21 protein-coding genes are annotated in these 22,382 nt (G+C 68.9%); 10 read left to right on the forward strand and 11 right to left on the reverse strand.

Going from position 1 to position 22,382, the window contains the following annotated elements:
- Window positions 1–36: 36 nt before the first annotated feature.
- The 6 genes from ACWBNA_RS05255 to ACWBNA_RS05280 form a co-directional block, all read right to left on the reverse strand.
- Window positions 37–1,215 (reverse strand): acyl-CoA dehydrogenase family protein, encoded by a 1,179-nt coding sequence (locus ACWBNA_RS05255; protein ID WP_482702773.1) that lies wholly within the window; start codon window positions 1,213–1,215, stop codon window positions 37–39.
- A 76-nt stretch (window positions 1,216–1,291) separates the two neighbouring features.
- Window positions 1,292–2,563, reverse strand: coding sequence for a CaiB/BaiF CoA transferase family protein (locus ACWBNA_RS05260; protein ID WP_482702775.1), 1,272 nt, complete (start codon window positions 2,561–2,563; stop codon window positions 1,292–1,294).
- Window positions 2,564–2,625: 62 nt separating this feature from the next.
- Window positions 2,626–3,069: a zinc ribbon domain-containing protein gene (locus ACWBNA_RS05265; RefSeq protein ID WP_482702777.1), complete on the reverse strand. Its 444-nt coding sequence runs from the start codon at window positions 3,067–3,069 to the stop codon at window positions 2,626–2,628.
- Between the two features lie 600 nt (window positions 3,070–3,669).
- Complete coding sequence (locus tag ACWBNA_RS05270; protein ID WP_482702779.1) at window positions 3,670–4,398, reverse strand: polyamine aminopropyltransferase; 729 nt, start codon at window positions 4,396–4,398, stop codon at window positions 3,670–3,672.
- A gap of 126 nt (window positions 4,399–4,524) precedes the next feature.
- Window positions 4,525–6,210 (reverse strand): ribonuclease J, encoded by a 1,686-nt coding sequence (locus tag ACWBNA_RS05275; protein WP_482702781.1) that lies wholly within the window; start codon window positions 6,208–6,210, stop codon window positions 4,525–4,527.
- Between the two features lie 289 nt (window positions 6,211–6,499).
- Window positions 6,500–6,766, reverse strand: coding sequence for a hypothetical protein (locus ACWBNA_RS05280; protein WP_482702783.1), 267 nt, complete (start codon window positions 6,764–6,766; stop codon window positions 6,500–6,502).
- A gap of 279 nt (window positions 6,767–7,045) precedes the next feature.
- Here ACWBNA_RS05280 and ACWBNA_RS05285 point away from each other — a divergent pair, with 279 nt between their 5' ends.
- Window positions 7,046–7,567 carry a hypothetical protein gene (locus ACWBNA_RS05285; protein WP_482702785.1) on the forward strand — a complete coding sequence of 174 codons (522 nt, stop codon included), beginning with the start codon at window positions 7,046–7,048 and terminating at the stop codon, window positions 7,565–7,567.
- Between the two features lie 690 nt (window positions 7,568–8,257).
- On the opposite strand, the gene ACWBNA_RS05290 is transcribed toward ACWBNA_RS05285, so the two are convergent.
- From ACWBNA_RS05290 to ACWBNA_RS05300, 3 genes are all read right to left on the reverse strand, one after another.
- Window positions 8,258–8,611: a hypothetical protein gene (locus ACWBNA_RS05290; RefSeq protein WP_482702787.1), complete on the reverse strand. Its 354-nt coding sequence runs from the start codon at window positions 8,609–8,611 to the stop codon at window positions 8,258–8,260.
- Window positions 8,612–8,960: 349 nt separating this feature from the next.
- Window positions 8,961–9,440 (reverse strand): DUF3592 domain-containing protein, encoded by a 480-nt coding sequence (locus ACWBNA_RS05295; protein WP_482702789.1) that lies wholly within the window; start codon window positions 9,438–9,440, stop codon window positions 8,961–8,963.
- Window positions 9,441–9,643: 203 nt separating this feature from the next.
- Complete coding sequence (locus ACWBNA_RS05300; RefSeq protein WP_482702791.1) at window positions 9,644–10,039, reverse strand: GNAT family N-acetyltransferase; 396 nt, start codon at window positions 10,037–10,039, stop codon at window positions 9,644–9,646.
- Window positions 10,040–10,346: 307 nt separating this feature from the next.
- Here ACWBNA_RS05300 and ACWBNA_RS05305 point away from each other — a divergent pair, with 307 nt between their 5' ends.
- From ACWBNA_RS05305 to ACWBNA_RS05325, 5 genes are all read left to right on the forward strand, one after another.
- A complete protein-coding gene (locus ACWBNA_RS05305; RefSeq protein ID WP_482702792.1) occupies window positions 10,347–12,245 on the forward strand; it encodes a rhamnogalacturonan lyase family protein in 1,899 nt (632 codons plus the stop codon).
- Window positions 12,246–12,312: 67 nt separating this feature from the next.
- Entirely contained in the window at window positions 12,313–12,534 is a 222-nt protein-coding gene (locus ACWBNA_RS05310; RefSeq protein WP_482702794.1) for a hypothetical protein, read from the forward strand.
- Window positions 12,535–12,625: 91 nt separating this feature from the next.
- The gene (locus ACWBNA_RS05315; protein ID WP_482702796.1) at window positions 12,626–13,300 is read left to right on the forward strand and encodes a class I SAM-dependent methyltransferase; all 675 of its coding nucleotides are present in this window, start codon (window positions 12,626–12,628) and stop codon (window positions 13,298–13,300) included.
- A 391-nt stretch (window positions 13,301–13,691) separates the two neighbouring features.
- The gene (locus ACWBNA_RS05320; RefSeq protein WP_482702798.1) at window positions 13,692–14,120 is read left to right on the forward strand and encodes a VOC family protein; all 429 of its coding nucleotides are present in this window, start codon (window positions 13,692–13,694) and stop codon (window positions 14,118–14,120) included.
- Between the two features lie 147 nt (window positions 14,121–14,267).
- Entirely contained in the window at window positions 14,268–14,774 is a 507-nt protein-coding gene (locus tag ACWBNA_RS05325; protein ID WP_482702800.1) for a GNAT family N-acetyltransferase, read from the forward strand.
- Window positions 14,775–14,821: 47 nt separating this feature from the next.
- On the opposite strand, the gene ACWBNA_RS05330 is transcribed toward ACWBNA_RS05325, so the two are convergent.
- Window positions 14,822–15,784: a LysR family transcriptional regulator gene (locus ACWBNA_RS05330; RefSeq protein WP_482702801.1), complete on the reverse strand. Its 963-nt coding sequence runs from the start codon at window positions 15,782–15,784 to the stop codon at window positions 14,822–14,824.
- A gap of 122 nt (window positions 15,785–15,906) precedes the next feature.
- On the opposite strand from ACWBNA_RS05330, the gene ACWBNA_RS05335 reads away from it, so the two are divergent.
- Together ACWBNA_RS05335 and ACWBNA_RS05340 are read left to right on the forward strand one after the other, a co-directional pair.
- Window positions 15,907–17,154, forward strand: a complete 1,248-nt coding sequence (locus ACWBNA_RS05335; protein ID WP_482702803.1) for an MFS transporter — start codon at window positions 15,907–15,909, stop codon at window positions 17,152–17,154.
- A 241-nt stretch (window positions 17,155–17,395) separates the two neighbouring features.
- On the forward strand, window positions 17,396–18,187 hold the full coding sequence (locus ACWBNA_RS05340) for a restriction endonuclease (protein WP_482702805.1): 792 nt from the start codon (window positions 17,396–17,398) through the stop codon (window positions 18,185–18,187).
- A gap of 68 nt (window positions 18,188–18,255) precedes the next feature.
- Here ACWBNA_RS05340 and ACWBNA_RS05345 read toward each other — a convergent pair whose 3' ends face one another.
- Window positions 18,256–18,672, reverse strand: a complete 417-nt coding sequence (locus tag ACWBNA_RS05345) for an ATP-binding protein (protein ID WP_482702806.1) — start codon at window positions 18,670–18,672, stop codon at window positions 18,256–18,258.
- A gap of 565 nt (window positions 18,673–19,237) precedes the next feature.
- Between ACWBNA_RS05345 and ACWBNA_RS05350 the strand changes: the two genes are divergently transcribed.
- Together ACWBNA_RS05350 and ACWBNA_RS05355 are read left to right on the forward strand one after the other, a co-directional pair.
- The gene (locus tag ACWBNA_RS05350) at window positions 19,238–19,765 is read left to right on the forward strand and encodes a hypothetical protein (RefSeq protein ID WP_482702808.1); all 528 of its coding nucleotides are present in this window, start codon (window positions 19,238–19,240) and stop codon (window positions 19,763–19,765) included.
- 422 nt (window positions 19,766–20,187) lie between these two features.
- On the forward strand, window positions 20,188–22,320 hold the full coding sequence (locus tag ACWBNA_RS05355; protein ID WP_482702810.1) for a hypothetical protein: 2,133 nt from the start codon (window positions 20,188–20,190) through the stop codon (window positions 22,318–22,320).
- The last annotated feature ends 62 nt before the right edge of the window (window positions 22,321–22,382 follow it).

The raw sequence follows: 22,382 nt of genomic DNA on the forward strand, positions 1-22,382 counted from the left end.
GTGGTCTTCTCTCAGGCGTCGTGGTCGGCGTCGTGGTCAGCGGAACGCCGCCTGGCCGGTGAGCGCCTGGCCGACGACCAGGGTGTGCATCTCACTCGTACCTTCGTAGGTGAGGACGGACTCCAGGTTGTTGGCGTGGCGCAGCGGCGAGTACTCCAGGGAGATGCCGTTGGCCCCCAGGATGGTGCGGCACTCGCGCGCGATGGCGATCGCTTCCCGCACGTTGTTGAGCTTGCCGACACTGATCTGCTCGGGCCTGATGCGGTGCTGGTCCTTGAGCCGGCCCAGGTGCACGGCGAGAAGCGCTGCGTTGCCCACCGACACGCTCATGTCGGCGAGCTTCTTCTGGGTGAGCTGGAAAGCGCTGATCGGCTTGTCGAACTGGACTCGGGAGTCGGCGTATTGGATGGCTGCCTGGATCGAGTCGCGGGCCGCACCGACCGCGCCGAACAGGATGCCGAAGCGGGCCTCGTTCAGGCAGGACAGCGGTCCGCGCAGGCCCTCCGCGAGGGGCAGCCGCGCCGAGTCGGGCAGCCGTACCTGGTCGAAGTAGAGCTCCGAGGTGATGGAGGCGCGCAGTGACATCTTCTGCTTGATGTCCTGTGTGGTGAAGCCGGGCGTCCCACGGGGCACGAGGAAGCCGCGGATGCCGTCCTCGGTCTGGGCCCAGACGGTGGCCACATCGGCGATGCCACCGTTGGTGATCCACATCTTGGAGCCGTTGAGGATCCAGTCGTCGCCCTCGCGGACGGCCTTGGTGCGCATCCCGGAGGGGTTGCTGCCGAAGTCGGGCTCCGTCAGGCCGAAGCAGCCGATGGCCTCACCGGCGGCGAGCCGGGGCAGCCACTCCTGCTTCTGCTCCTCCGAACCCCACTTCCAGATGGAGAACATCGACAGCGAGCCCTGCACGGAGACGAAGCTGCGGAAGCCGGAGTCCGCCGCCTCCAGCTCCAGGCAGGCCAGTCCGTAGCTGACGGCGTTGGTGCCGGCACAGCCGTATCCTTCGAGGTGCATGCCGAGCACGCCCAACTTGCCGAGTTCCGGGGCGAGTTCGCGGGCGAAGTGGGCGTTCTCGAACCACTCGCCGATGTGCGGGCGCACCCGGTCGGCGAGGAACTTGGCGACCGTGGCCTGGATCTCGCGCTCCTCGTCGCTAAGTGTGGAGGAGATGTCGAGCAGGTCGAGAGGGTCCTTCATCGGCTTGGTGCCGCTCATCGTGAGCTCCTGGAGGTAGAGGTTGAGGTAGAGGTAGTGGTGATCGGGTCGGTCGTGGTGTCCGCGCCGGGAGAGGTCAGGTGACCGCGTCGTTCGGCGCGGAGACGTGGTCGGAAAGGCGGTGGAGAATCTCCGCGGTGTGCTGGCCCAGGCGCGGCGGCGGCAGGCGGTACCGCGCCGGCGTGCCGCTCAGCGTGATCGGGCTCGCGACCTGGCGGGAGGGCGTGCCCTGAGTACCGGCTGCTCCCTCTGCTCCGGCTGCTCCGTCTACGGGTGCGGCGGGGATGTCGACGATGCCGGGAAGGCCGAGCTTTCGGGCGAAGGCGAATGCCTCGTCGAGCCCGTTGACCGGTCCGGCGGGCACCCCCGCGGCCAGCAGGACGGCCGACCAGTGGTCCGCTCCGGCACCGGCCAGCCGTTCGGTGAGGATGTCCCGCAGTGGGGTGCGGTGGGCAACCCGGTCGGCATTGGTGCGGAAGCGGTCGTCGGCAGCGAGACCGGGATCACCGAGAACCTCGGCGAGTGCCGCGAACTGCCGGTCGTTGCCCACCGCGATCGCGATGGGGCGATCGGCTGTCGGGAAGGTTTCGTACGGGGCGATACTCGGGTGCGCGTTGCCCATGCGCCCCGGAACCACATCGGCGACGGCGAACGCCGACGCCTGGTTGACCATGGCCGACAGCAGCGAGCCGAGCAGGTTCACCTCCACACACTGGCCCTCCCCGGTGGCGTCCCGGTGCCGGAGGGCGGCGAGGATGCCGAGCGAGGCGTGCAGGCCGGTGATCACGTCGACCAGGGCCACGCCTGCTTTCATCGGCTCTCCGGCCGCGTCGCCGGTCACGCTCATCAGCCCGCCGACGGCCTGCACGAGCAGGTCGTAGCCGGGGATCTCCGCGCCCTCTCCGCTGCCGAAACCGCTGATCGAGCAGTAGATCAACTCGGGGTGCCGGGACCGGAGTTCGCTAGGGCCGAGCCCCAGCCGTTCCATCGTGCCGGGACGGAAGTTCTCCACCAGCACGTCGGACTCGGCGACCAGGGCGCGGGCCTGTTCTACGCCGGCGTCGGTCGTGAGGTCCAGGACGACGGACCTCTTGTTCCGGTTGACGCCGAGGAAATAGGTCGAGGTGCCGTCGTGGTCCGCAGGAGGGTGCCAGGCCCGGGTGTCGTCCCCGATGCCCGGCCGTTCCACCTTCACCACGTCGGCGCCGAGGTCGGCGAGGAGCATCGTGGCGTAGGGCCCTGCGAGGACCCTGGAGAAGTCGGCGATGCGCAGACCGTCCAGCGCGCCGCGCCCCGTTCCGTCGAGATCCCCGGCTCGCCCGTCCGGTGCGTTGTGCTGGGTGTCCACGCACCCTCCTCTCTGATCGTCCTCTGTGTGCGAGGTACATGCGTCTCGGCCGTCTCCCGTGATCACCAGCGCTCCAGAGTCGGTTCCGGGTGCGGGAGTTCGACGAGGGGCAGGCCTTGGCCGAGAGGGGCGCCGGACCGTACGACGCTCACCCGTACCCCCACGGCGACCGCGATCGGTGCCGTCCCGGTGACCTGGCAGAGCAGGTTGAAGCCCTCGTCCATCGCGACGAACCAGGTGTTGTGCGGGACATGGCCGTACCGGCGCACGACGACGCCGGAGCCTTCGCTGCGCTCCCGCTTGAAGGCCGTGGACCCGCAGGCACGGCAGAACGAACGGCGGTAGTCCGGGGTACCGCACCAGAGGCAGCGCTGGAAGAGGAGTTCGCGGCAGACCGCCGGTGCGTCCGGCGTGGCGGCCGCGGCCGTGGTCATGGTCATGGTCATGGCGCTGACCTCGTGGTCGTCTGTGAAGTCGGTGTGTTCGCGGGTGTCCGTCTGGAGCATCACGGCCTCCTGCACGCAGTTCGGTGACCGGAAAACGGGTGGTCGGGATCCGATGTGGCTCCCTCACCCTGGCCCTGTCGCGGACCGCCGGTCAACGACGTACTCACGCATCTTTGTGCGCGGAATACGATCCGTTCGCTGAGGTCAGAGCGGGTTTCCCCGCTCTACTCTCCCTTGGGAGCGCTGTTGCGTGCGGGGTCCTGTCGATGCGCTGGCGACTTCGCCGTTCTCGGTCTCCCACCACGGACGCACGTGGCCCGGCCCGCCGCGCGGGCCCCGCCGCAGACGGTCCCGCAGGCGTCAGCGCCGCGCCCAGGAGAGGCGTGGTCATGTCCGGAGGGCCCACTGCGGTGACCGGTTCCGCGGAGCACGAGCGGCCGGCCGGGCGCAGACGGCAGCAGCCTGACGCCGCAGAGTGATCCGCTGATCGCACGGCACAGCGGCGTTCAACACGCACCTGAAGGCACGCGGCTGCTGAGCTGCCGCGTGCCTGCCTGCCTGACCGGGCGGGAGGATCCCCATACGGATCCGCCACGCCTTCATCCCGGACGGCGCGTGCCGGGTGAACCAGGACCGACCCGGATCAGGCGAACCGTCTCGCTACGGCAGTCCCGGTGCCGTCCTTGCGACGTAGACGGTGTTGCTCGATGTGCCGCCTTGCAGGGGGTTGTCGAAGTCGACGACATGGGCCGCGGAACGCGCGAAGACCTGCGTCAGCGCGGAGGTGAACTGTTCGTCCGGCGGGTCGTTCGACCACAGGGCGAAGACCCCGTCGGGGCGGAGGTGTTCGCTGAGAGCACGGAGCCCGGCAGGCTGGTAGAGCGCCGCGTGGCGTGGGTGGAGGACGTGGCGCGGCGAGTGATCGACATCCAGCAGGATGGCGTGGAAACGGCGGCCCGGCTCCGTGGGGTCCAGACCGCCCGCATCAGCCGCCATCGCGAAGAAGTCGCCTTGGACCAGGCGGCAGCGGACGTCCGAAGTCAGCCGGGAGCCGAGGGGCACCAGGCCCCGCTGATGCCAGTCGATGACTTCGGCGAGAGTGTCGATTACGGTCAGTGAGCGCACCCGGCGGTCGTCCAACACCGCTTCGGCGGTGTACCCGAGTCCGAGTCCGCCGACGGCGACGTCCAGCTCGGCGTCCGGCAGTTCCGCCAGTCCGAGCTCCGCGAGCGCGACCTCGCCGGCGGTGAAGAGACTGGACATCAAGAACTCGTCACCGAGCTTGACCTCGTACACGTCTTCGCCCGACGCCGGGTCGCGTCGGCGCCGCAGACTGATGTCGCCCATCGCCGTCGGGCGCCAGTCGATCTCCTCGAAACGCGCGCTCATCCGTCTGCCTTTCTGAGCACCGTCGGTGCCTGGAACGTCGCTCTGCGCGGGTGCGGACGCAGGCACGAAACCCTCCCCTGCCGCCGGCCGGGCAGGGGAGGGAAGGGGGCCCGGAAGGGGGCCCGGTCAAGCGTCGATGATGACGGGGATGATGAGGGGCTTGCGACGGTAGGTGCGGAACGCCCAGTTCGCCACGGCGCGGGCGATGAGCTGTTCGAGCTGGTGCGCGTCTCCCACGCCTTCCTGGGCGGCGGTCGCCAGCGTCTTCTCGATGACCGGGATGACCGGCTCGAAGGTGGTGTCGTCGTGGACGAACCCGCGGGCCAGGAAGTCGGGCGTCTCGGCCAGGGCACCGGTGTCGGCGTCGACGATCGCCACCACGGTGACCACGCCTTCCTCCGCGAGGGTGAGACGGTCCTTGAGGGAGGCCTCGGTGGCGCCACCGACTTCCATGCCGTCCACGTAGACGTTGCCTGCGGGCACCTTGCCGGTGATCGAGGCGCGGCCGTCGACGAGGTCGACGACGACTCCGTCCTCGGCGATGACGACCCGCTCGGGGTCGACGCCGGTACGGATGGCGAGGTCACCGTTGGCCCTCAGGTGGCGCCACTCGCCGTGTACCGGCATGACGTTGCGGGGCTTGACGATGTTGTAGCAGTAGACGAGTTCCCCGGCGCTGGCGTGTCCGGACACGTGGACCTTGGCGTTGCCCTTGTGGACGACGTTGGCGCCCCAGCGGGTCAGCCCGTTGATCACCCGGTAGATGGCGTTCTCGTTGCCCGGGATGAGGGAGCTGGCGAGCAGGACGGTGTCGCCCTTGCCGATGCGGATCACGTGGTCGCGGTTGGCCATCCGGGAGAGAGCCGCCATCGGCTCGCCCTGGGATCCGGTGCACACCAGAGTGATCTTGTGGTCCGGGAGCTTCTCCATCTCCTTGGTGCTCACGACCAGGCCCGAGGGCACCTTCAGGTAGCCGAGGTCGCGGGCGATGCCCATGTTGCGGACCATGGAGCGGCCGACAAAGGCGACCTTGCGGCCGTGCTGGTGCGCGGCGTCCAGGACCTGCTGGATGCGGTGCACATGGCTGGCGAAGCTGGAGACGATCACCCGGCGCGGGGCGGTCCGCATCACCTGCTCGATCGCGGGGTTCAGTTCGCGTTCGGAGGTGGTGAAGCCGGGGACCTCGGCGTTGGTGGAATCGGTGAGGAAGAGGTCGACCCCCTCCTCGCCGAGGCGGGCGAAGGCGCGCAGATCGGTGATGCGGTCGTCCAGCGGGAACTGGTCCATCTTGAAATCGCCGGTGTGCAACACCATGCCGGCACCCGTGCGGATCGCCACCGCGAGGCCGTCCGGGATCGAGTGGTTGACCGCGACGAACTCGCAGTCGAAGGGCCCGAACCCGCGCCGCTCGCCCTCACGTACGCGTACCGTGCGCGGTCGGATGCCGTGCTCCTTGAGCTTGGCCTCCAGGAACGCCAGCGTCAGCTTGGAACCGACGACGGGAATGTCGGACCGCTCGCGCAGCAGATACGGCACTCCCCCGATGTGATCCTCGTGCCCGTGCGTGAGCACCACGGCGACGACGTCGTCAAGGCGCTCCCGGATCGAGGTGAAGTCCGGCAGGATCACGTCAACGCCGGGCTGGTTCTCCTCGGGGAACAGCACGCCACAGTCGACGACGAGCAGCTTGCCGGCGTACTCGAAGACCGTCATGTTGCGGCCGATCTCACCAAGGCCGCCCAGCGCGACGACCCGCAGCCCTCCCTTGGGCAGGGGTGGGGCGGCGGTTAGCTCTGGGTGTGGATGACTCATACCTTGACGCTACCGGAGAGTGTCGCGGAGTGATCCATTGCCCCGGCCGATCTCTCGTCCGGAGGGCTGGTCCACTGTGGCGACTACCCGGAATCAGCCGATCCACACGAACGGCGGGACGGTCCGCAGCGGGGCGACACCGCCTGCCGCAGCCGAGCCGCTCCCGAAGTCCCGGAGCGCCGGAGCGGGCCCGCCCTGGCTCGGTGCGCACGCTTCGGCCGCCTCCTGATCGAGGAGGGATGGTCACCGCAACGTGCTGAACCCGCAGGGTCAGGCCCGCCGGGCAGGGTCAGGGCGTGTCGCCGCGCCAGTCGAAGCGCCTGTCATCCGCAGCACGAGGGGCGTACAGAGCACGGCCGCCCGGCCCGCAGGCACCTATCTCCGTCGCCAAAGCCACGCCCTCGCGCAACTCACTGTCGGGCCTGTCAGTGACGTCCAGGAGCAGACCGTCCAGTGGCCCGCCGATCAGTTCCACGTACACGTGGCCGGGCCGGGGCCCGGCGTCGTCATGGTCGGCGCCGTAGACGCGCCCGCGCATGAACTCCAGCTCATCCATGCCCTTCAGGTTCGCACCCGCCACTGACAATCACCGACCGTCGCAGGCAGTCAAAAGCCCGCCACGACCCCGCCTGGATGCCCCCACCCTGACAGCGTCCGCGGGCGCGAAGAACACATGAGCCATGAGCGAACATTCCGGCAGTAATCGCCAGGGTTCGCCACCCCTTCCGCGTCATGGAAATATCCACCAGCATGAACACCGCCGGGACGGAACGTCCCGACAGTGAGGGGACAGTGCGCCCGGCTGCGCGGGCCGAACAGATCCCGGAGGCACACCATGCGAACAGTCCCGCTGCCGGCCACTGAATGGCTTGCCGCCGCCGCGACCGACCCGAGGGACTGCAAACGTCAATGGAACGGCGAGATGGGGACAGCGGTGCTGGCCTGCGGGCGATTCTGGGACGTGCTGAGCGTGCCGGAGGAGTTGGGCGTTCCGGCTCTGGACGCCCTGCTGTGCACCCCACAGGCACCGGGGCCCGCGCTTATGGACACTACGGCCGCCAGAGTGGCCTTCTTCCTGCCGCCCGACCCCGAGGGCCACTGGATCGGCTCGGGTATCCGGTACGCGGGCAAGGGCGCGTGGATCGCGGTGCCCGCCCCCCATCGCGCGACGGGACGCCTGCGCTGGCTCGTCCCACCCGACGGAACCGGTGCGCTGTTCGTGCCCGCCGCCGTGGAACTGGCCCTCCAGATCGCGCTCGGAAGGCTCGCCGTGCAAAGCCGCACGAGGCGACGGTGCCCGACGTGTGGAACACCGACTGCGCGATCTCGCGTCCGAGGTGGTGGCCGGCCGGGCTGACACAGACGTCCCGGCCCCGAGATTCGCGTGCACGACCGGATGTTCCCGCATGACCGGGTGTTGCCCTGCCTGACTGGGTGTTGCCGTGCATGACCGGGTGTTGCCCTGCCTGACTGGGTGTTGCCGTGCATGACCGGGTGTTGCGGTGCACGGCCCAGCCCACCCGTGCGGGGGGCCTCTGCGGGGGGGCCTCAGCGGGTGGGTAGCAGCCTGGCCTCGTGCACTACAGGCGTTTCGGCAAGGCGTTCCCACCGGCCCGGCCGCGGCGCGGCGGCCGAGTGCTGTCGCTGTCCGGTCGCTTCAGGGCTGCCGCACACCAGGATGGTCCACTGTGCGTCCTGCGCACCGGGAAGCATCCGCCCGCTGGACCGCCATTCCCTGACGAGAGCGGCGTAGATGGGCGGATCTCCCTGGGACGCCGTGGCGCCTTGGCGGTGTGGAGTCTGGAGCGTCATGTCCGCCATGAGGAGACGCCCAAAGGTGACGGTGCAATCCATGCCTTTGCAACGCGCCCGCGCACGCGGGTGATGCGCCCTCACTGCGCAATGACCCCATCGCATGAGGCCGCGCCCCCAAACGGGGCCATGGGCTTATCGGACAACATCGTCGCCGGGTGCCGCCCGCCCCCATGCCGTGCAAGCGACTTCGAGGCCGAGGGCTGACGGTGCCATGCCGTGCGCGGCCGTTGGCCTAATCGGTGGCGGACCAGGCTTGTGTGGTGTGGTGGATCCAGCGCTGGATGGTGGCGTTGATGCTGTCGGGCAGGGCGCTGAGCTGGTCGATGGCTTCCCGGTCCGCAAGCTGGGGCGGGACACCGGCCGTGGTGAGGGCGGCATGCAGGTCCAGGCGCCTTCGGTCGCGCGGGCCGACCGCGATAACCAGACGCTGGGCGGGATTGGGGGGCGGCAGCAGGTAGTCATCCTCCCGCGGCTGCAGAGCCGTCTCCCAGCACGGGGTACCGGGCTGGTCACAGGCGTAGGGGTCGAAGAAGGCCTGTGCCGCTGCGGACTCGAAAGCGCCTGACTCGAAGACTGTGGCGGTCAAGAGGATCTCCTCGTGTGAGAGGTACCGAATCTGCATGCCAAGACTCGGTCTCCACCCGGACCGGTTGCGGGACCGGCCTCACACCACACGGAAGGCGTCATCGGCAGCTCAACCGCCCATCACATCAACCTGCCACACCCCAGGTCCCTTCAACTCTCCGACCCCGGCGACGTGCTCGCACGCTCCGGCATCCCGCCCATCGTCCTGGCCGTGCACCGACGCGCGCGACGGCGGCTGTCAACCAACGGGAACCGGCATCTCGACGGGCGCGTCCGGCGCCGGGCCGATGTAGACCTGCAGGGCCTCGGCGCTGCTGTGCCGGAAACGTCACCCGTACCGGGCACACGCCCTAGGAACGCCCTCGCCCCGCCATCGCAACGCCCGTCCCGACCCCCGCGATCACCAGCCCGACCCCACCGAAGATCAACGGCAGCAGCCACAGCGAGGCGAATCCCTTGATCCGCGCGTCCTCGGGGGAGTCCGCGCGGTACAGCACCTCGACCGGCTCGCCCTCCTCGTACGACGGTGGATTGGAACCCGTCGAACTCCGAAACGTCCTCGGCGTGCCGTCCGCCGACGTGAACTCGACCACCGGGTACGCCACCGGCTTGTCGTTCTCCCGCTTTTTGCGCGATACGCCGTCGTGGTCGTTCCGCCACTCCAGCGCCACCACCGTGCCCCGGGCATGCTCCGCATCCGCCAGGAACGACACCGACACCCCCGCCAGGGTCACCCCGATGATCAAGAACAGCACCCCGAACGCGATCCCCCCGAACGTGATCCACCGGCGGGCACCACCGCGTCCACGCACCTCGACAACCTGCACCATGTCCCTCTCACCTGTCCGAGTAAGAGGGGACGCTATCCCAGGTATGCGGAGCCCTGTTTTCCGCCCCGGCCGGTTCGGCGTCCCGCGGCGGTTCACGAGTCGTCCGACCGGTCACCGGTCGGCACCTGGCACAACGGCACTGCCAGAGTGCCGAGTTGATCGACTGACACGGCTCCTGGCCATGTGCGCCACGGCCGCCCGCGTCACAAAGCGATCAGGCCCGCTGTCGTCTCCCTGAAGCCGCAGGCATCGAAATAGAAGGAACGCAAGGGTTCTTCGAAGTCGACGTGAAGCCATTCGCACTGTGCGGCACGGGCTTCTCGGGCTGCCGTCGCGACAAGCGTGGCGCCGACGCCTTTCCCCTGGCGATGCTGGGCGACCACCGTGTCAAGGATGAAGGCGTGGACGCCCCCGTCCCAGGCGACGTTGACGAAGCCGATCAGAGAGTCGCCTTCCCACGCACAGACCCAGCCGAGGCTGTGGCGCCGCAGTCGTTCTCGCCAGTCCGTCTGAGCGACCGGGGAGCCGAAGCCGTCAGCGTGGAGCGCGTTGAGGGCGGCATTGTCGAAGTCGCCCCGCCACTCGTACGTGATCGTCACTCCTCGATCGTAGTGTCCGGGGCACCAGGTCTCACCCTGGGTTCCTCATGCGGGGTGGCCGTACCGAGCCATTGACTGAAAGCGTTTCCGATCGGGAGTTCCGTATGCGATCAGATGCAGCAACGCCCTTGACCTCAATGAACGTTGCCGTGTCAGTCTTCTTGACGCGCGCCCATCACGATGCTTCCATCACGGGTGTGTAAGCGCTTCAATTCGTCAGGATTTCCGGCCGCCCAGGCCGAGGGCGGAACCCCAGGCCCGGCCCATACGCACCGCAAACAGCAACCGTGAGCCCCCGGAGGTTGTCATGCACCTGCAATTACGAAGGTGGGCTGCCCATCGAGCGCCCGCCACCATCTCGGCGATCCTGGCCGTCTGCGCCGCGCTGACCACCGGCTCAGCGAGCCTCGCCTCGCCCGGTGCGACCACAGCCGCAGCCGGCGCCCCGACGATTCAGGCCGCGCGCGTGATGGAGAACCTCGGGCGTGGGGTCGTGGCCGTGCGTTCCGGCAGCGCCCAAGTCCTGGTCTCCTGGCGGCTGCTGGGACTCGACCCGGAGGGCATCGGCTTCAACGTCTACCGGTCCACCGGCGGCGGCGCCTACGCCAGGCTCAACGCCGGCGTCCTGACGGGCGGGACCAACTACGTGGATTCCACGGCCGATCTGTCCCGGTCCAACAGCTACCGCGTGACCCCGGTCGTGAACGGGCAGGAGCAGGCGCCCAGCGGTGCCTTCACCCTGACGGCCAACCACGCCACGGAACCCGTCGTCCGCGTGCCGTTGCGCTCCGGCGGTCCGGTCAAGTTCGTCTGGGTCGGCGACCTCGACGGGGACGGCGAGTACGACTACGTACTGGACCGGCAGACCTCCCCCCAGAAGCTTGAGGCGTACAGCAGTGACGGCGACTTCCTCTGGGAAGTCGACATGGGCCCGAACAGTCAGAACCAGGACAACATCGAACCGGGATCGTCGGCGATCGACCTGGGTCACTGGGACGGCGTCACGGTCTACGACTTCGACAGCGACGGCCGCGCGGAGGTCGCTCTGAAGATCGCCGACGGCGTCAGGTTCGGCGACGGGACGACCTGGACGCACGAGAACGACGCACGGCAGTTCATGGCCATCCTCGACGGCAGGACCGGAGCGCTCCGCAACTGGTCCGCGGTGCCGACCACTTACCTGGGCGACGGCCCGATGGGCGCGCGTCTCGGCGTGGCCTATCTCAACGGCACGACGCCGAGCCTCGTCGCCTACATGAAGAACCGGCGCGACGACGGCGCCTTCAACCTGATGATGGCCGCCTGGCGGTTCACCGGCAGTGCGCTGAAGCAGGAGTGGACGTGGCTGCGCGGCAGCCAGAACGCACCCGACGGGCACAACTCCCGTGCCATCGACGTCAACGGCGACGGGACGGACGAGGTCGCCGAGATCGGGTTCGTCCTCAACGGCGACGGCTCGTTGCGCTACTCGATGGGGCCGCAGGGCATCGTCCACGGCGACCGCTACCACCTCGCGGACATGGATCCCAGCCGTCCGGGCCTGGAGGGTTACGGCGTGCAGCAGGACAACCCGAGCGGGCTGCTCGAGTACTACTACGACGCCTCGACCGGCTCCGTCATCTGGAAGCACAACGGTGGCCCCGCCGACGTCGGACGCGGCATGGCCGGCGACGTCGACGCTCGCCATCCCGGCATGGAGGTGTGGTCCTTCTCGGGCCTGTACAACGCGCCCGGCAACAGGCTCACCGAACCGAACACGTCACTGCGCCCATGGCCCCAGCTGGGCTTGTGGTGGGACGGCGACCTCACCATGGAACTGCTCAACGACGGCAAGATCGAGAAGTGGGACCCGGCGAACCCGACGCCGAGCGGCAACCTGCCCCGGCTGGTCAGCACCTGGAACTACAGCGCTGTCACGGCCGCCCAGGGCGGGCCCACCCACGTCGGCGACATCCTCGGCGACTGGCGCGAGGAGGCCGTGTACACCAACGCCTCCTACAACGAGTTGATCATCTTCACCACGAACCAGCCGACGAGCACCCGGCTTTACACACTGGCGCACAACCCCGCCTACCGAAACGCCATGACGTTCAAGGGATACATGCAGTCCCACCACCTCGACTACTTCCTCGGCGCCGGAATGGCCAAGCCGCCCCGGCCGAACATCACCTACGCGGGAGGCGCTTCCGCCGCCCCACAGAGGTAGCACCGGACGGACTGCGCGGACGACTCCCCTCGGGTAGCACCAGGTCACCGGCTACTACAGTGCGGCCATGGAGATCAAGTGCACGCAATGCCAGGGTGTCGACCTTCAGGCCGGCTTCGTCGAAGACGGCGGCGACCACTCGAACGGGTACACACGCTGGATACCCGGACCGCTGGAGCGAGGGCTCTTCGGAGGCGCCAAGCGCTGGGGACGCCCTCGGTTCCAGATCGACGCCTACCGATGCCCGTCCTGCGGCCACCTGGAGCTCTTCGCCCCGCACGAGGTCTGACGGCCGACACACCCGTCCGCCGAGTGAGCGCCCCTCGGCCGCGCCGAGAAATTCGACTGCGTGGTCGGGCTGAGACCTCTAGGGTCCGCGCATGGACTGGCATGTGTGGCATGGCGACTACGACCTCCCGGACTCCTACCTCGGTCGCCGACTTCATGTTGTCCGGGAACGGATCGCCCTGGCACTGGAGGCGAGCCCTCCGGGTCCACTCCGGGTGGTGAGCATCTGCGCCGGCCAGGGGCGCGACCTGCTCGGTGTGCTGCCCGACCATCCGCGTCGTGGGGATGTGGTTGCGCGTCTGGTGGAGCTGGATCCGCGCAACGTGGCGGAGTGCAGGCGAGTCGCCACGAGTCTCGGCCTGGATCAGGTCGAGGTCGTGGTCGGGGACGCCGCGGTGACCGATCACTATGAAGGGATGGCGCCGGCGAATCTCGTGCTGGTGTGCGGAGTGTTCGGCAACATCTCCGACGACGACATCGAGCGCGTCGTGGGCTTCTGTACCCAACTGTGCGCGACGGGCGGGGTGCTGGTGTGGACCCGCCACCGCAAACAGCCGGACCTGTTCCCGCAGATCTGTCGCTGGCTGGAGGAACGGGACTTCTCCAGGGAGTGGCTGTCCGAGCCGGACGCCGGGTTCGGCGTCGGAGTTTACCGTTTCACGGGCCGGCCTCAGCCGCTGACTCCGGGCAAGCGCATGTTCACGTTCGTCGGATACGACGTACTGGCGCGTCGGGGTAGAGGCCACGACATGGGATCAGCTCCGTAGAGGCTGCGCCGGACGCAGTGCCTTGCCCTCTGTCGGAAGACAAGCCCGGCGAACAAGTCCGGCCCACCACACGTGCGGAGGCAGTTTGTCCGTGGCAGCCTCATCCGGCTTCGTTCATGACCGAAGCGACGGCGTCCACCGGCGGCTCGCTTGCCGCCGGGCCTGAGTGAAGTCGCCGAGACCACAATGGCGTTGCCGTAGCCCGTGATCGGCCACTAGGGTCGGTCGGGTGACTGCCGGGTCGGCCATGGGCCATTCACCAGTGAGGTTCCCGGCCTCGGCGTGAGCGCGAGGCGGGCAAGAGGCCCGCCCCCTTCTCCGCGTCTTTGCTCCGGCGCCCGCGTGCGGCGCCCCATCCCAGCAGATCCAAAGACCCGGAGACACACCACTGATGTCACACGACCAGCAGTACCCGCACGAATCAGAGCTGTCGGCGACCTCCGTCCAGCTGAACCACACCGCCGTCTACGCCAGCGACCGGCACCTGTCGGCCGAGTTCGTCGCCACGATCCTGGGGTTGGAGGTCGGTGCTCCGTTCGGGCCGTTCCTGCCCGTCGACCTCGGCAACGGCGTGACGCTCGACTACTACGAGAAGCGGGACGAGCCGATCCAGTCGCAGCACTACGCGTTCCTCGTGCCCGACGGGCAGTTCGACGTCATGATCGCCCGTCTGGAGGCGGTCGGGGTCACTTACTACGCCGACCCCAGCCACACCGAGCCCGGCCGGATCAACCGTCTTTTCGGCGGTCGCGGCGCGTACTTCGAGGACCCGGACCGCCACAACATGGAGATCATGACCCGGCCCTACGTCCGCCCCTAGCAGACCGTCCGGCGGTGGTGGGCCGAGCCCAGCTCGCCGAGTGGCTCTCCACCTCGCCGGCCTGGGCCAAGCGCCTGGGCCGGCAGGGTGAGCCGCTTGGGTTGCGAACGTGGCGTGACTGACAGAGCGCTCTGAGACGATCGCAGCGTGACGAGCCGACCCGATATCAACGCGACGCCCCGCCGACCGCAGGGTGAACCCCACCGCCTGGACCTGGCTGATTCAGCCACCCTGCGGCAGCTGTGGGAACTGCAGCGCGCTGCCTACGCCGTGGAGGCCGAACTCATCGGATTCGACGGCATCCCGCCTCTGCACGAGACCCTTCAGGAGTTGCGCGGCTGCAGCGAGTCCTTCCTCGGGGTGTCCGACGAGATCGGACTGGCCGGAGCAGTGTCCTGGACCCGACCGCACGACGGCCGCCTGGACATCTGCCGACTCGTGGTCCATCCGCGAGCGCATCGCCGCGGCATCGCCACCGCGCTGCTCAACAGGCTGGACGTCTGGGAACCCACAGACGTGACCCTGGTCTCCACCGGAACCGCCAACCGACCCGCACGCGCCCTCTACCAAAGCCGCGGATTCACCCCCACCGGCGAACGCGAGATCGCGCCCGGTGTCACGGTCACACTGCTGGAACGCAGGGCCGACGGCTGACTCGACGGCCTGGCAATCCACAGGTCCTGGCAACGGCTGCACGAGCGTCAGGTGTGTCTGATGCTTCCGTCGCTGCGGCGTGGTGACGTCGCCCAGGACGGGAGCCAGACCGACTCGGGGAGTGGTGCCAGGCTTGCGAAGTGGTTGATGACTGCCTGGAGCCCTGGGTGTGGATTCGCTCGGGGGAGGATGAGCGACAGCGGGTACGCGAGCGTCGGATCCACGATCGGGATGCGACGCAGGTCGTGGTTCGTCGGCCAGATGTACCGGTCGCGCGAGCCTACGAAGGTTGCCACGTCTGCGGAGTCCGCGAGGATGTCGAGGAGTACCTCGTTGCCGAAGTTCGGGCCCGCGGCGTCGATGCGGAGGTCGAAGTCGGTGGCGAGCTGATCGTAGAACTCGGCCCATTCGCTTCGCGGCGCGATACCCGGCACCCAGATCCGGTGCCGGCGCAGCTGGGACGGTGTCAGAGTTCGTGCGGGGGCGAGCGGGTGCCTGGGGCCGACGAGCAGTTCCAGCGGGGAGTCGAACGCGTGGATCATGTGCACGTCGCGCGGCAGGGAGGACGGGTCGGTGACCGAGCGGAACGAGGCGTCGATGTCGCCCGCCTGGACGGCCGCGACCGCCACGCGCGGGTCGTTGACCCTGAGGGTCACCACGTCGAGGTCGGTTTCGGGATGCGACCGCCAATAGTCGTGCAGGACGACGGCCTGCGCGGATCGCAGGCCAAGAACGTCGATCCGCAGCGCTCGCGAACCCGGTCTGATCGCGGTGACGGCCCGATCGACACCCGTGACAATGCTCCGGGCGTGCGGGAGGAAGGCTTGGCCGTCGAGAGTCAGCTCGACCCCTCGGGCGGTGCGGGTGAACAGCCGGACGTCGAGTTCGCGCTCAAGGGTCGCGATCCGCTTCGACACGGCCTGTTGCGTCACGCCGAGCTCGTCGGCCGCGTGTTGCAGCTGTCCGAGCTCGGCCGCGCGGACGAACGACCGCACCGCCTCGGTATCCATAGATCCAGCATAAGCATGCCCAACCGATGGTTGTGACTCGCCCGAGAGTGGTTGTTTGCTCCTGCGGCAGTGCGGCCGATGTGATGCGGAGACCCAAACATCGGTTGTCGCTGAGGAGTCACATGCGCGTGCAGTTGGGGCACGGTTTCGGTTGGTTGTGGTCGGCCTACGCCGTGAGTACATACGGCACGTGGATCGCCTTCGGCGCGTTCCCGCTGATCGCGGTGCGAGTGCTGCACTCGTCGGCATTGGCCGTGTCGCTCCTGGAGGCGGCCGGGCTTGCCGTCGCGGCGAGTGTCGCGTTGTCGCTCGGGCCGTGGGTCGAGCACCGGGCCAAGCGTCCGGTGATGATCGCGATGGACCTGATCCGGTTCGTCGCGTTGGCAAGCGTCCCGATCGCGTACGTCCTCGGATTGCTTTCCTACGGCCAACTACTGGTGGTCTCGGTCATCTCCGGGACGGCGAGCATCGCCTTCACTGCCGCATCCGGCGCGTATCTGAAGTATCTCGTCCCCAGCGATCACCTCCTGGTGGCGAACGGGAGGTTCGAGGGCACGAGCTGGGTGGCGACCGCGGCGGGCCCGCCCCTTGGTGGTGCACTCACCGGGTTGCTCGGCCCGGTCATCACTGTCATGGCCGACGCCCTCAGCTATCTGCTGTCCGCGCTCGCAGTCCTCCGCATCCGCGGAGGCGACACCGCGGCACCCCGCGACCCGACCACCAGGTTGCGTGGAGCCGATCTTCTCGACGGCTGGCGGTTCATCCTCCGCGACCGCGCACTGAGGTGCCTGTTCCTCAACTCGATCCTGGTCGGCGGCCTCATCATGGCCACCGCCCCGCTCCTGTCCGTCCTCCTGCTGGGCCAGTACCACTTCCCGGCCTGGCAATACGGTCTTGCCTTCGGCATCCCGGCACTCGGCGGCTTCGTGGGCGCCCGCCTGTCCGCACGCCTCGTGACCCGCCACGGACGGCACCGGGTCATGATCGTCTCCGGCTGGCTGCGCTCGCTCTTCCCACTCGGTCTCGCGTTCGTCCGTCCCGGCATCCCCGGACTCCTCACCGTGATCATCGTCGAGGGCCTGCTGATCACCTGCATGGGCGTCTTCAATCCGATCTACGCGACAGAACGCCTGCAACGGACTCCCGCGGATCACACCGCCCGCATCCTCAGTACGTGGAGTGCCCTGAGCAAACTCCTCCAGGCTGCCCTGATGGTGATCTGGGGCCTGCTCGCCACCCTCACCAGCCCGCTCGCCGCGATCACCATGTCCGGCGTTCTCCTGCTCGCCACCCCGCTCCTGCTGCCCAAGCGGATCCATCTGTCCGCCCCTGAGCCTGCCGCGCCGGCCGAAGACGTCCGGGCCGCCTGACTCGCCGCAGGGCGCGGTCACCCCGGAAGGGCGCCGCCGGCTCATCGAGCGCTGTCACACCCGCCCGGCCGGACCGCGCCACGACCTCACACAGGCGCGGAGCCTCCTCGACCGTATGCCCTCACCGCCTGCCCCCACTGGCTGCGAGGGCGAAGCCGACGAGAGGAGTGATGAAGTGCGTGATCTTGGGAAGACGGCGGGAGTGATCTTCATGTCGATCTCTGTGGGGGGATGCACTGCCGTGGCCACGTCCATACGTCCGTTCCGGTCCGGGAACCGCCGCCGCCCGTTCGATCTCCGTCGGACAGCAGCCTTCTTCGGTCTTCTCGCCCTCGTGGTGATCGCTGTGGGCCTCTCGGCGCGTGCGGCGGCAGGTGCCGTCGAGCGACGCCCCGCCTGGGCGCTCGTGTTGGGCGTCGTGGGTATCGCGGTCGCCATGTCCCTTTGGCGCCGGCGACGACGCCTCTCCGTCTCAAGGGCGGCTCGGCAGGCCGCCGCAGCGCTCGACGAGGGGGCAGGCATGGCGGTCGCCGTGCTGGAGGCACCCTCGTCCAGGGGAACGGGCGCGCAGTCCACTGCCGTCGACTTCGATGGTGACGAGACGGTCGTCCTCCCACCCGGTGTCGCGGCCAACCATGACGCCCTTGACCCGGAGGAATTCGAGGAGGCGATAGCCGCCCTGTGTGAACGGGACGGCTGCTCCGACGTCGAACGCGTGGGCGGGGCAGGCGATCTCGGCGCGGACATCGTGGCCGTCGCGCCGGACGGACGCCGCGTCGTCATCCAGTGCAAGCGCTACGGCGACACGCATCGCGTCGGCTCCCAGGACCTGCAGCGCTTCGGCGGCACGTGCTTCACCATCCATGAGGCCGACGTCGCCGTCGTCGTCACCACGAGCGGCTTCACCGCTCCGGCGGCCGAGTACGCCGAGCAGTGCGGGATCGTGTGCTGGGACGGGCAGGCGCTGTGGGCATGGAACGCCGGCGTCGGTCCGACGCCTTGGGAGTCCCAGGCCGAAGGGCCCGCGGACTGACATCCGCCGCCATGGCCGCGCACCGCGCGGCGGCCGGACGGCAGTCCTGCGGCAAGACCTGAGCCGGCTCAGCTGCCGTCCGGCCGGTGGGCGCCCGCCGGGCGGAAGCACGCCGTCACCGTCTTGCCGTGCCGCTGGCACTTCATCTCGTACTCGTCAGCGAGCATCCGCACGATCCCCACTCCGCGACCGGACACCTCCCCCGCCTGCGGGTGACGCTGCTGCGGCAGTGTCGGGTCCTCGTCATGGACGCTCACGTGAAGGCAGTCGCCATCCCAGGTAAGGACCAAATGCGCGTCGCTGTGCGCGTGAACGTGAGCGTTGGTGATCAGCTCGGACACGGTCAGGACGACAGCATCCACCGTCTCCGGCTCAGCAGCGGTCCACGGCAGGGAGGCCAACTGCGTTCGCGTCCACTGCCGCCCGGCACGGACGCCACCAGACATGGGAAACGAATGTGCCCAACCCATCGCCTTGACCGCCACCCACTCGCTCCTGTCCTTGCCGTCCACACTCATGCGTACGCACACCGTGTACCCCTCACCCGCGGCCGCAGGCACTCAAGCGGCCAAATGCCCGATCGTCACGGATCGCCGCGGTCTCGCTGCCCGTGCCTGTCGTTCTTGGCGAGGCGACAACAGTCTCATCGCGGACTCGGCCGTCAAGTGCCGCTCGGCTGGCTCGATTTCGGCTCGTGGTGCTTCCACCGCCGGACGTCACGGCGGCCGGCCGGCAGCTGCCTCGCCTGCAGGAACCGGCCGGAATAGTGGCGGATGGCCGAGAATCTCCACACTGCGCTGCAGCCGTAGAGACGGCCGACGAATCCGGTACGCGCCAATATCATCTGCGGGCACCGAAGAACCGTCCGGCCCCACCGGCCCGTCGAACCGCCCCTGTCGCACTCGCCCTACGTGGGCTTATGCGGACACATCGAGACCAACACGTCTTCGTCACGCGATCTTCACGCAACACGCACTTTCGGCCGGGTGACGCCGAGCGCGCCCCTGCCGGGGCAGACGGCGCCTTCCCCCCATGCCTAGCCTCCCGGCCATGCGATCACCCCTGATGAGACGCCTCGGCCTCGGCGCCGTCCTCGCCCTCGCCCTCGCCGTGTTCGGTCTGGCCTCCAGCGCGAGCGCGGCCGACCCGGCACCGGCCGAGCTGACGTTCGCCACCGACAGCGCGACCACCACGCCCGGCGGCACGGTGAATCTGTCGATGACGATCACCAACAGCAAGACCTACGACATCTGGTTCATGTACCAGACGATCGAACCGACGTGGCTGACCACTCAGCGCCCCGACCTGAAGTACGGCTTCACCGCGTGCAGCCTCGCCACGGCCGCCAGTCCCACCCCCTGCTCCGGGACCGGCCCCGCCAACCTCGGCGGCAACTACGGCACCACCGTCCCGCCCGGCCAGAGCCGTACCGTCACGCTGACGCTCCAGGTCGCCGCCGACTCCGGCTGCAACGGCAACATCGGCTTCTACTCGTACTTCTACGCCGAGTTCAGCGACAGCACGAACACCAGCGGTGGGCCGGTCTACACGCCCGAGACGCGAGTGCTGTGTTCCTGACGGCCCGACGAGGACGTCACCGGCCACGACGAGGGTGACCTGAAACGTTCTTCGACCAGGCACGCACAGCGGTCTGGACCACTGGCATTCCGCACCGGCGGGCCCGACGGCCCGCCGGTGCGGCGTCCAGGGCCCGGACCAGCACGCCGGGGCGTCGGAACCGCCGCGTCCTGGCGTCCGGGCGACCCCAAAACGACTCGGAACGGCTCAACACGCCTTCGCCTCTGTCCTGTTGGTCACCTGCATTTTTCCGTCAGGTTTCGCAACATGACCACTAAAGCTACACACAGACCTCACTATTGGCGGGACGGATGCGTCGACGACTGGTTTCTGAGGGGGATGCCGGCGTCGCGCAAGGGGGTCAGTCCGCTCCGCTCCATGGGAGTTGTGCTCACCCCTGCCCGGGGAGGGGACTTCACCGCATGAAGCGGACCATACGCACCGCCGTGCTCACGGCGTGTGCGCTGATCACCGCGCTGGGCCTGCCGGCCGGCGCGGCCCAGGCCGACACGAGCACACCCCGCGTCGACCTGCGGGTGCTGGTGGTGAGCGACGGAGGGCCGTCCACCGACGCGATCGCGGCCGAACTGACCGCGGCCGGAACGCCGTACACCGAGATCGACCTCACGCAGTCCGGCCGGCCCGTGATCGACGCCGGCTTCCTCGCGGACACCGTCGACGGCCGGCCGCGCGCCAAGTTCCAGGCCGTCGTCCTGCCCAACGACAACCCGTTCGCAGCCGGTTCCACGGAGATGGCGGCGCTGGCGGCGTACGAGCAGACCTACGACGTTCCCCAGGTCGACGCCTACACCTACGCGCGTCCGGAAGCCGGTCTGCAGTATCCGGTCTACGGCGGCTACTCCGGGAGCGTCGACGGCGTGCAGGCGGAGGTGACCGCCGCCGGAAAGTCGGGCCCCTTCGCCTACCTGGACGGCACGGTGCCCTTCGAGGACAACGACCCTGCCGTGGGCGAGAGTTACGCCTACCTGTCGACGCCCACGGCAGGCGCCGACTTCACCCCCTACGTCGACGCGGCGATCCCCGGGCAGTCGAGTCGGGGCTCGCTGGTGGGCGAGTACCGGCACGACGGGCGGCGCGAGCTCGTCGTCACCTTCGTCTACAACCAGTACCAGCAGCAGTTCCGGCTGCTGGCCCGCGGCATCGTGGAGTGGATGACCGGCGGCATCCACCTCGGCGCCTCCCGCAACTACTTCGCCGTCCACGTGGACGACGTGTTCGCCGCCGACGACCGCTGGAGTACCACGCTCAACTGCACGCCGGGCGACGTCGACTGCACCGACCCCAACGCCACGGCCGACCCGATCCGCATGAGGGCCGCGGACGTCGACCACGCCACCGCCTGGCAGGACAGCCGCGGCTTCACCCTCGACTTCGCCTACAACGGCGCCGGCAGCGTCGACCAGCGCGAGGCCAACAACGGAGTCGACGCGCTCGCCGACAAGCTGATCGCGGACCGGAACGAGTTCCGCTGGATCAACCACACCTACTCGCACCCCTTCCTCGGCTGCGTGCAGGACACCACGACGGTGCCCTGGAAATGCGCCACGAACGCCAACGGCAGCACCCGGTGGGTCAGCCGCACGGAGATCTCCGACGAGATCGCCACCAACCGCGTGTGGGGTCAGACCGCCGGACTCCCGCTGGAGAACGACGAGTTGGTCACCGGCGAGCACTCCGGAATGAAGGTGCTTCCGCAGCAGACCGAGGACAACCCCAACCTGGCGCTCGCCCTCGACGACAACGACATCACCTGGCTCGGCTCGGACAACTCCCGTGAGCCCGGCCAGCGTCAGGTCGGCCCGGCCACGACGGTCCCCCGCTACCCGATGAACGTCTTCTACAACGCGGGCAAGGCAGCCGAGCAGGTCGACGAGTACAACTGGATCTACACCAGCCGCGCCCAGGGCGGCAGCGGCATCTGCGAGGACAACCCGGCCACCACCACCTGCCTCGCGGCGCCGCTGGACACCACCACCGGCTACGCCGACCAGATCGTGCCGGTGGAGAAGCGCATCGCTCTCGGACACGTGCTGTCCAACGATCCGAAGCCGCACTTCATCCACCAGTCGAACCTGGCCGAGGAGCGCATCGCCTACCCCGTGCTGAACGGCGTCCTCGACGACTACAACGCCCTGTTCGCCGACAACACCCCCGTGGTGAACCTGCGGATGAAGGACATCGGCACCGAACTGCGGCGCAGGGCCGCCTGGCAGGCCGCCCTGCAGGCCGGCCAGGTGACCGCCTACCGCATCGGCGACACGGTGAGCGTCGAGGCGCCGAACGCAGTGGCCGTGACGGCGACCCTGCCCACCGGCACCACGCTCGCCGGCTCCGCCTTCGGTACGGCGTACGCGGGCCAGGTGTCCGGCTGGGCGTCCTCCGCGGGCACCCCGCTCGAGCTCACCCTGCCGACGTCCGCACCCGCACCGGCCGTCGGGTCCTCCGAGCCGCCGGCCACGGCCACGGCTCCCGCACCGGACACCCGCGTCCCCGAAGGCGTGACCGAGCAGGTCCCGTACACCGTGGGCGACTGACCGGGGCACCGACCCAAGGACCGACCGAGGTCCCGGCCGCCCTCTGCGGCCGGGACCGGCAG

The organism is Streptomyces sp. Q2 (assembly GCF_056820935.1).

Excerpts from the sequence above, each read along its gene's own strand:
- ACWBNA_RS05330 (WP_482702801.1), bottom strand. The coding sequence starts at position 15,784 with ATGGATACCGAGGCGGTGCGGTCGTTCGTCCGCGCGGCCGAGCTCGGA.
- ACWBNA_RS05255 (WP_482702773.1), bottom strand. The coding sequence starts at position 1,215 with ATGAGCGGCACCAAGCCGATGAAGGACCCTCTCGACCTGCTCGACATC.
- ACWBNA_RS05280 (WP_482702783.1), bottom strand. The coding sequence starts at position 6,766 with ATGGATGAGCTGGAGTTCATGCGCGGGCGCGTCTACGGCGCCGACCAT.
- ACWBNA_RS05335 (WP_482702803.1), top strand. The coding sequence starts at position 15,907 with ATGCGCGTGCAGTTGGGGCACGGTTTCGGTTGGTTGTGGTCGGCCTAC.
- ACWBNA_RS05285 (WP_482702785.1), top strand. The coding sequence starts at position 7,046 with ATGCGAACAGTCCCGCTGCCGGCCACTGAATGGCTTGCCGCCGCCGCG.
- ACWBNA_RS05355 (WP_482702810.1), top strand. The coding sequence starts at position 20,188 with ATGAAGCGGACCATACGCACCGCCGTGCTCACGGCGTGTGCGCTGATC.
- ACWBNA_RS05310 (WP_482702794.1), top strand. The coding sequence starts at position 12,313 with ATGGAGATCAAGTGCACGCAATGCCAGGGTGTCGACCTTCAGGCCGGC.
- ACWBNA_RS05295 (WP_482702789.1), bottom strand. The coding sequence starts at position 9,440 with ATGGTGCAGGTTGTCGAGGTGCGTGGACGCGGTGGTGCCCGCCGGTGG.
- ACWBNA_RS05275 (WP_482702781.1), bottom strand. The coding sequence starts at position 6,210 with ATGAGTCATCCACACCCAGAGCTAACCGCCGCCCCACCCCTGCCCAAG.
- ACWBNA_RS05305 (WP_482702792.1), top strand. The coding sequence starts at position 10,347 with ATGCACCTGCAATTACGAAGGTGGGCTGCCCATCGAGCGCCCGCCACC.
- ACWBNA_RS05270 (WP_482702779.1), bottom strand. The coding sequence starts at position 4,398 with ATGAGCGCGCGTTTCGAGGAGATCGACTGGCGCCCGACGGCGATGGGC.
- ACWBNA_RS05265 (WP_482702777.1), bottom strand. The coding sequence starts at position 3,069 with ATGCTCCAGACGGACACCCGCGAACACACCGACTTCACAGACGACCAC.
- ACWBNA_RS05315 (WP_482702796.1), top strand. The coding sequence starts at position 12,626 with ATGGACTGGCATGTGTGGCATGGCGACTACGACCTCCCGGACTCCTAC.
- ACWBNA_RS05350 (WP_482702808.1), top strand. The coding sequence starts at position 19,238 with ATGCGATCACCCCTGATGAGACGCCTCGGCCTCGGCGCCGTCCTCGCC.
- ACWBNA_RS05320 (WP_482702798.1), top strand. The coding sequence starts at position 13,692 with ATGTCACACGACCAGCAGTACCCGCACGAATCAGAGCTGTCGGCGACC.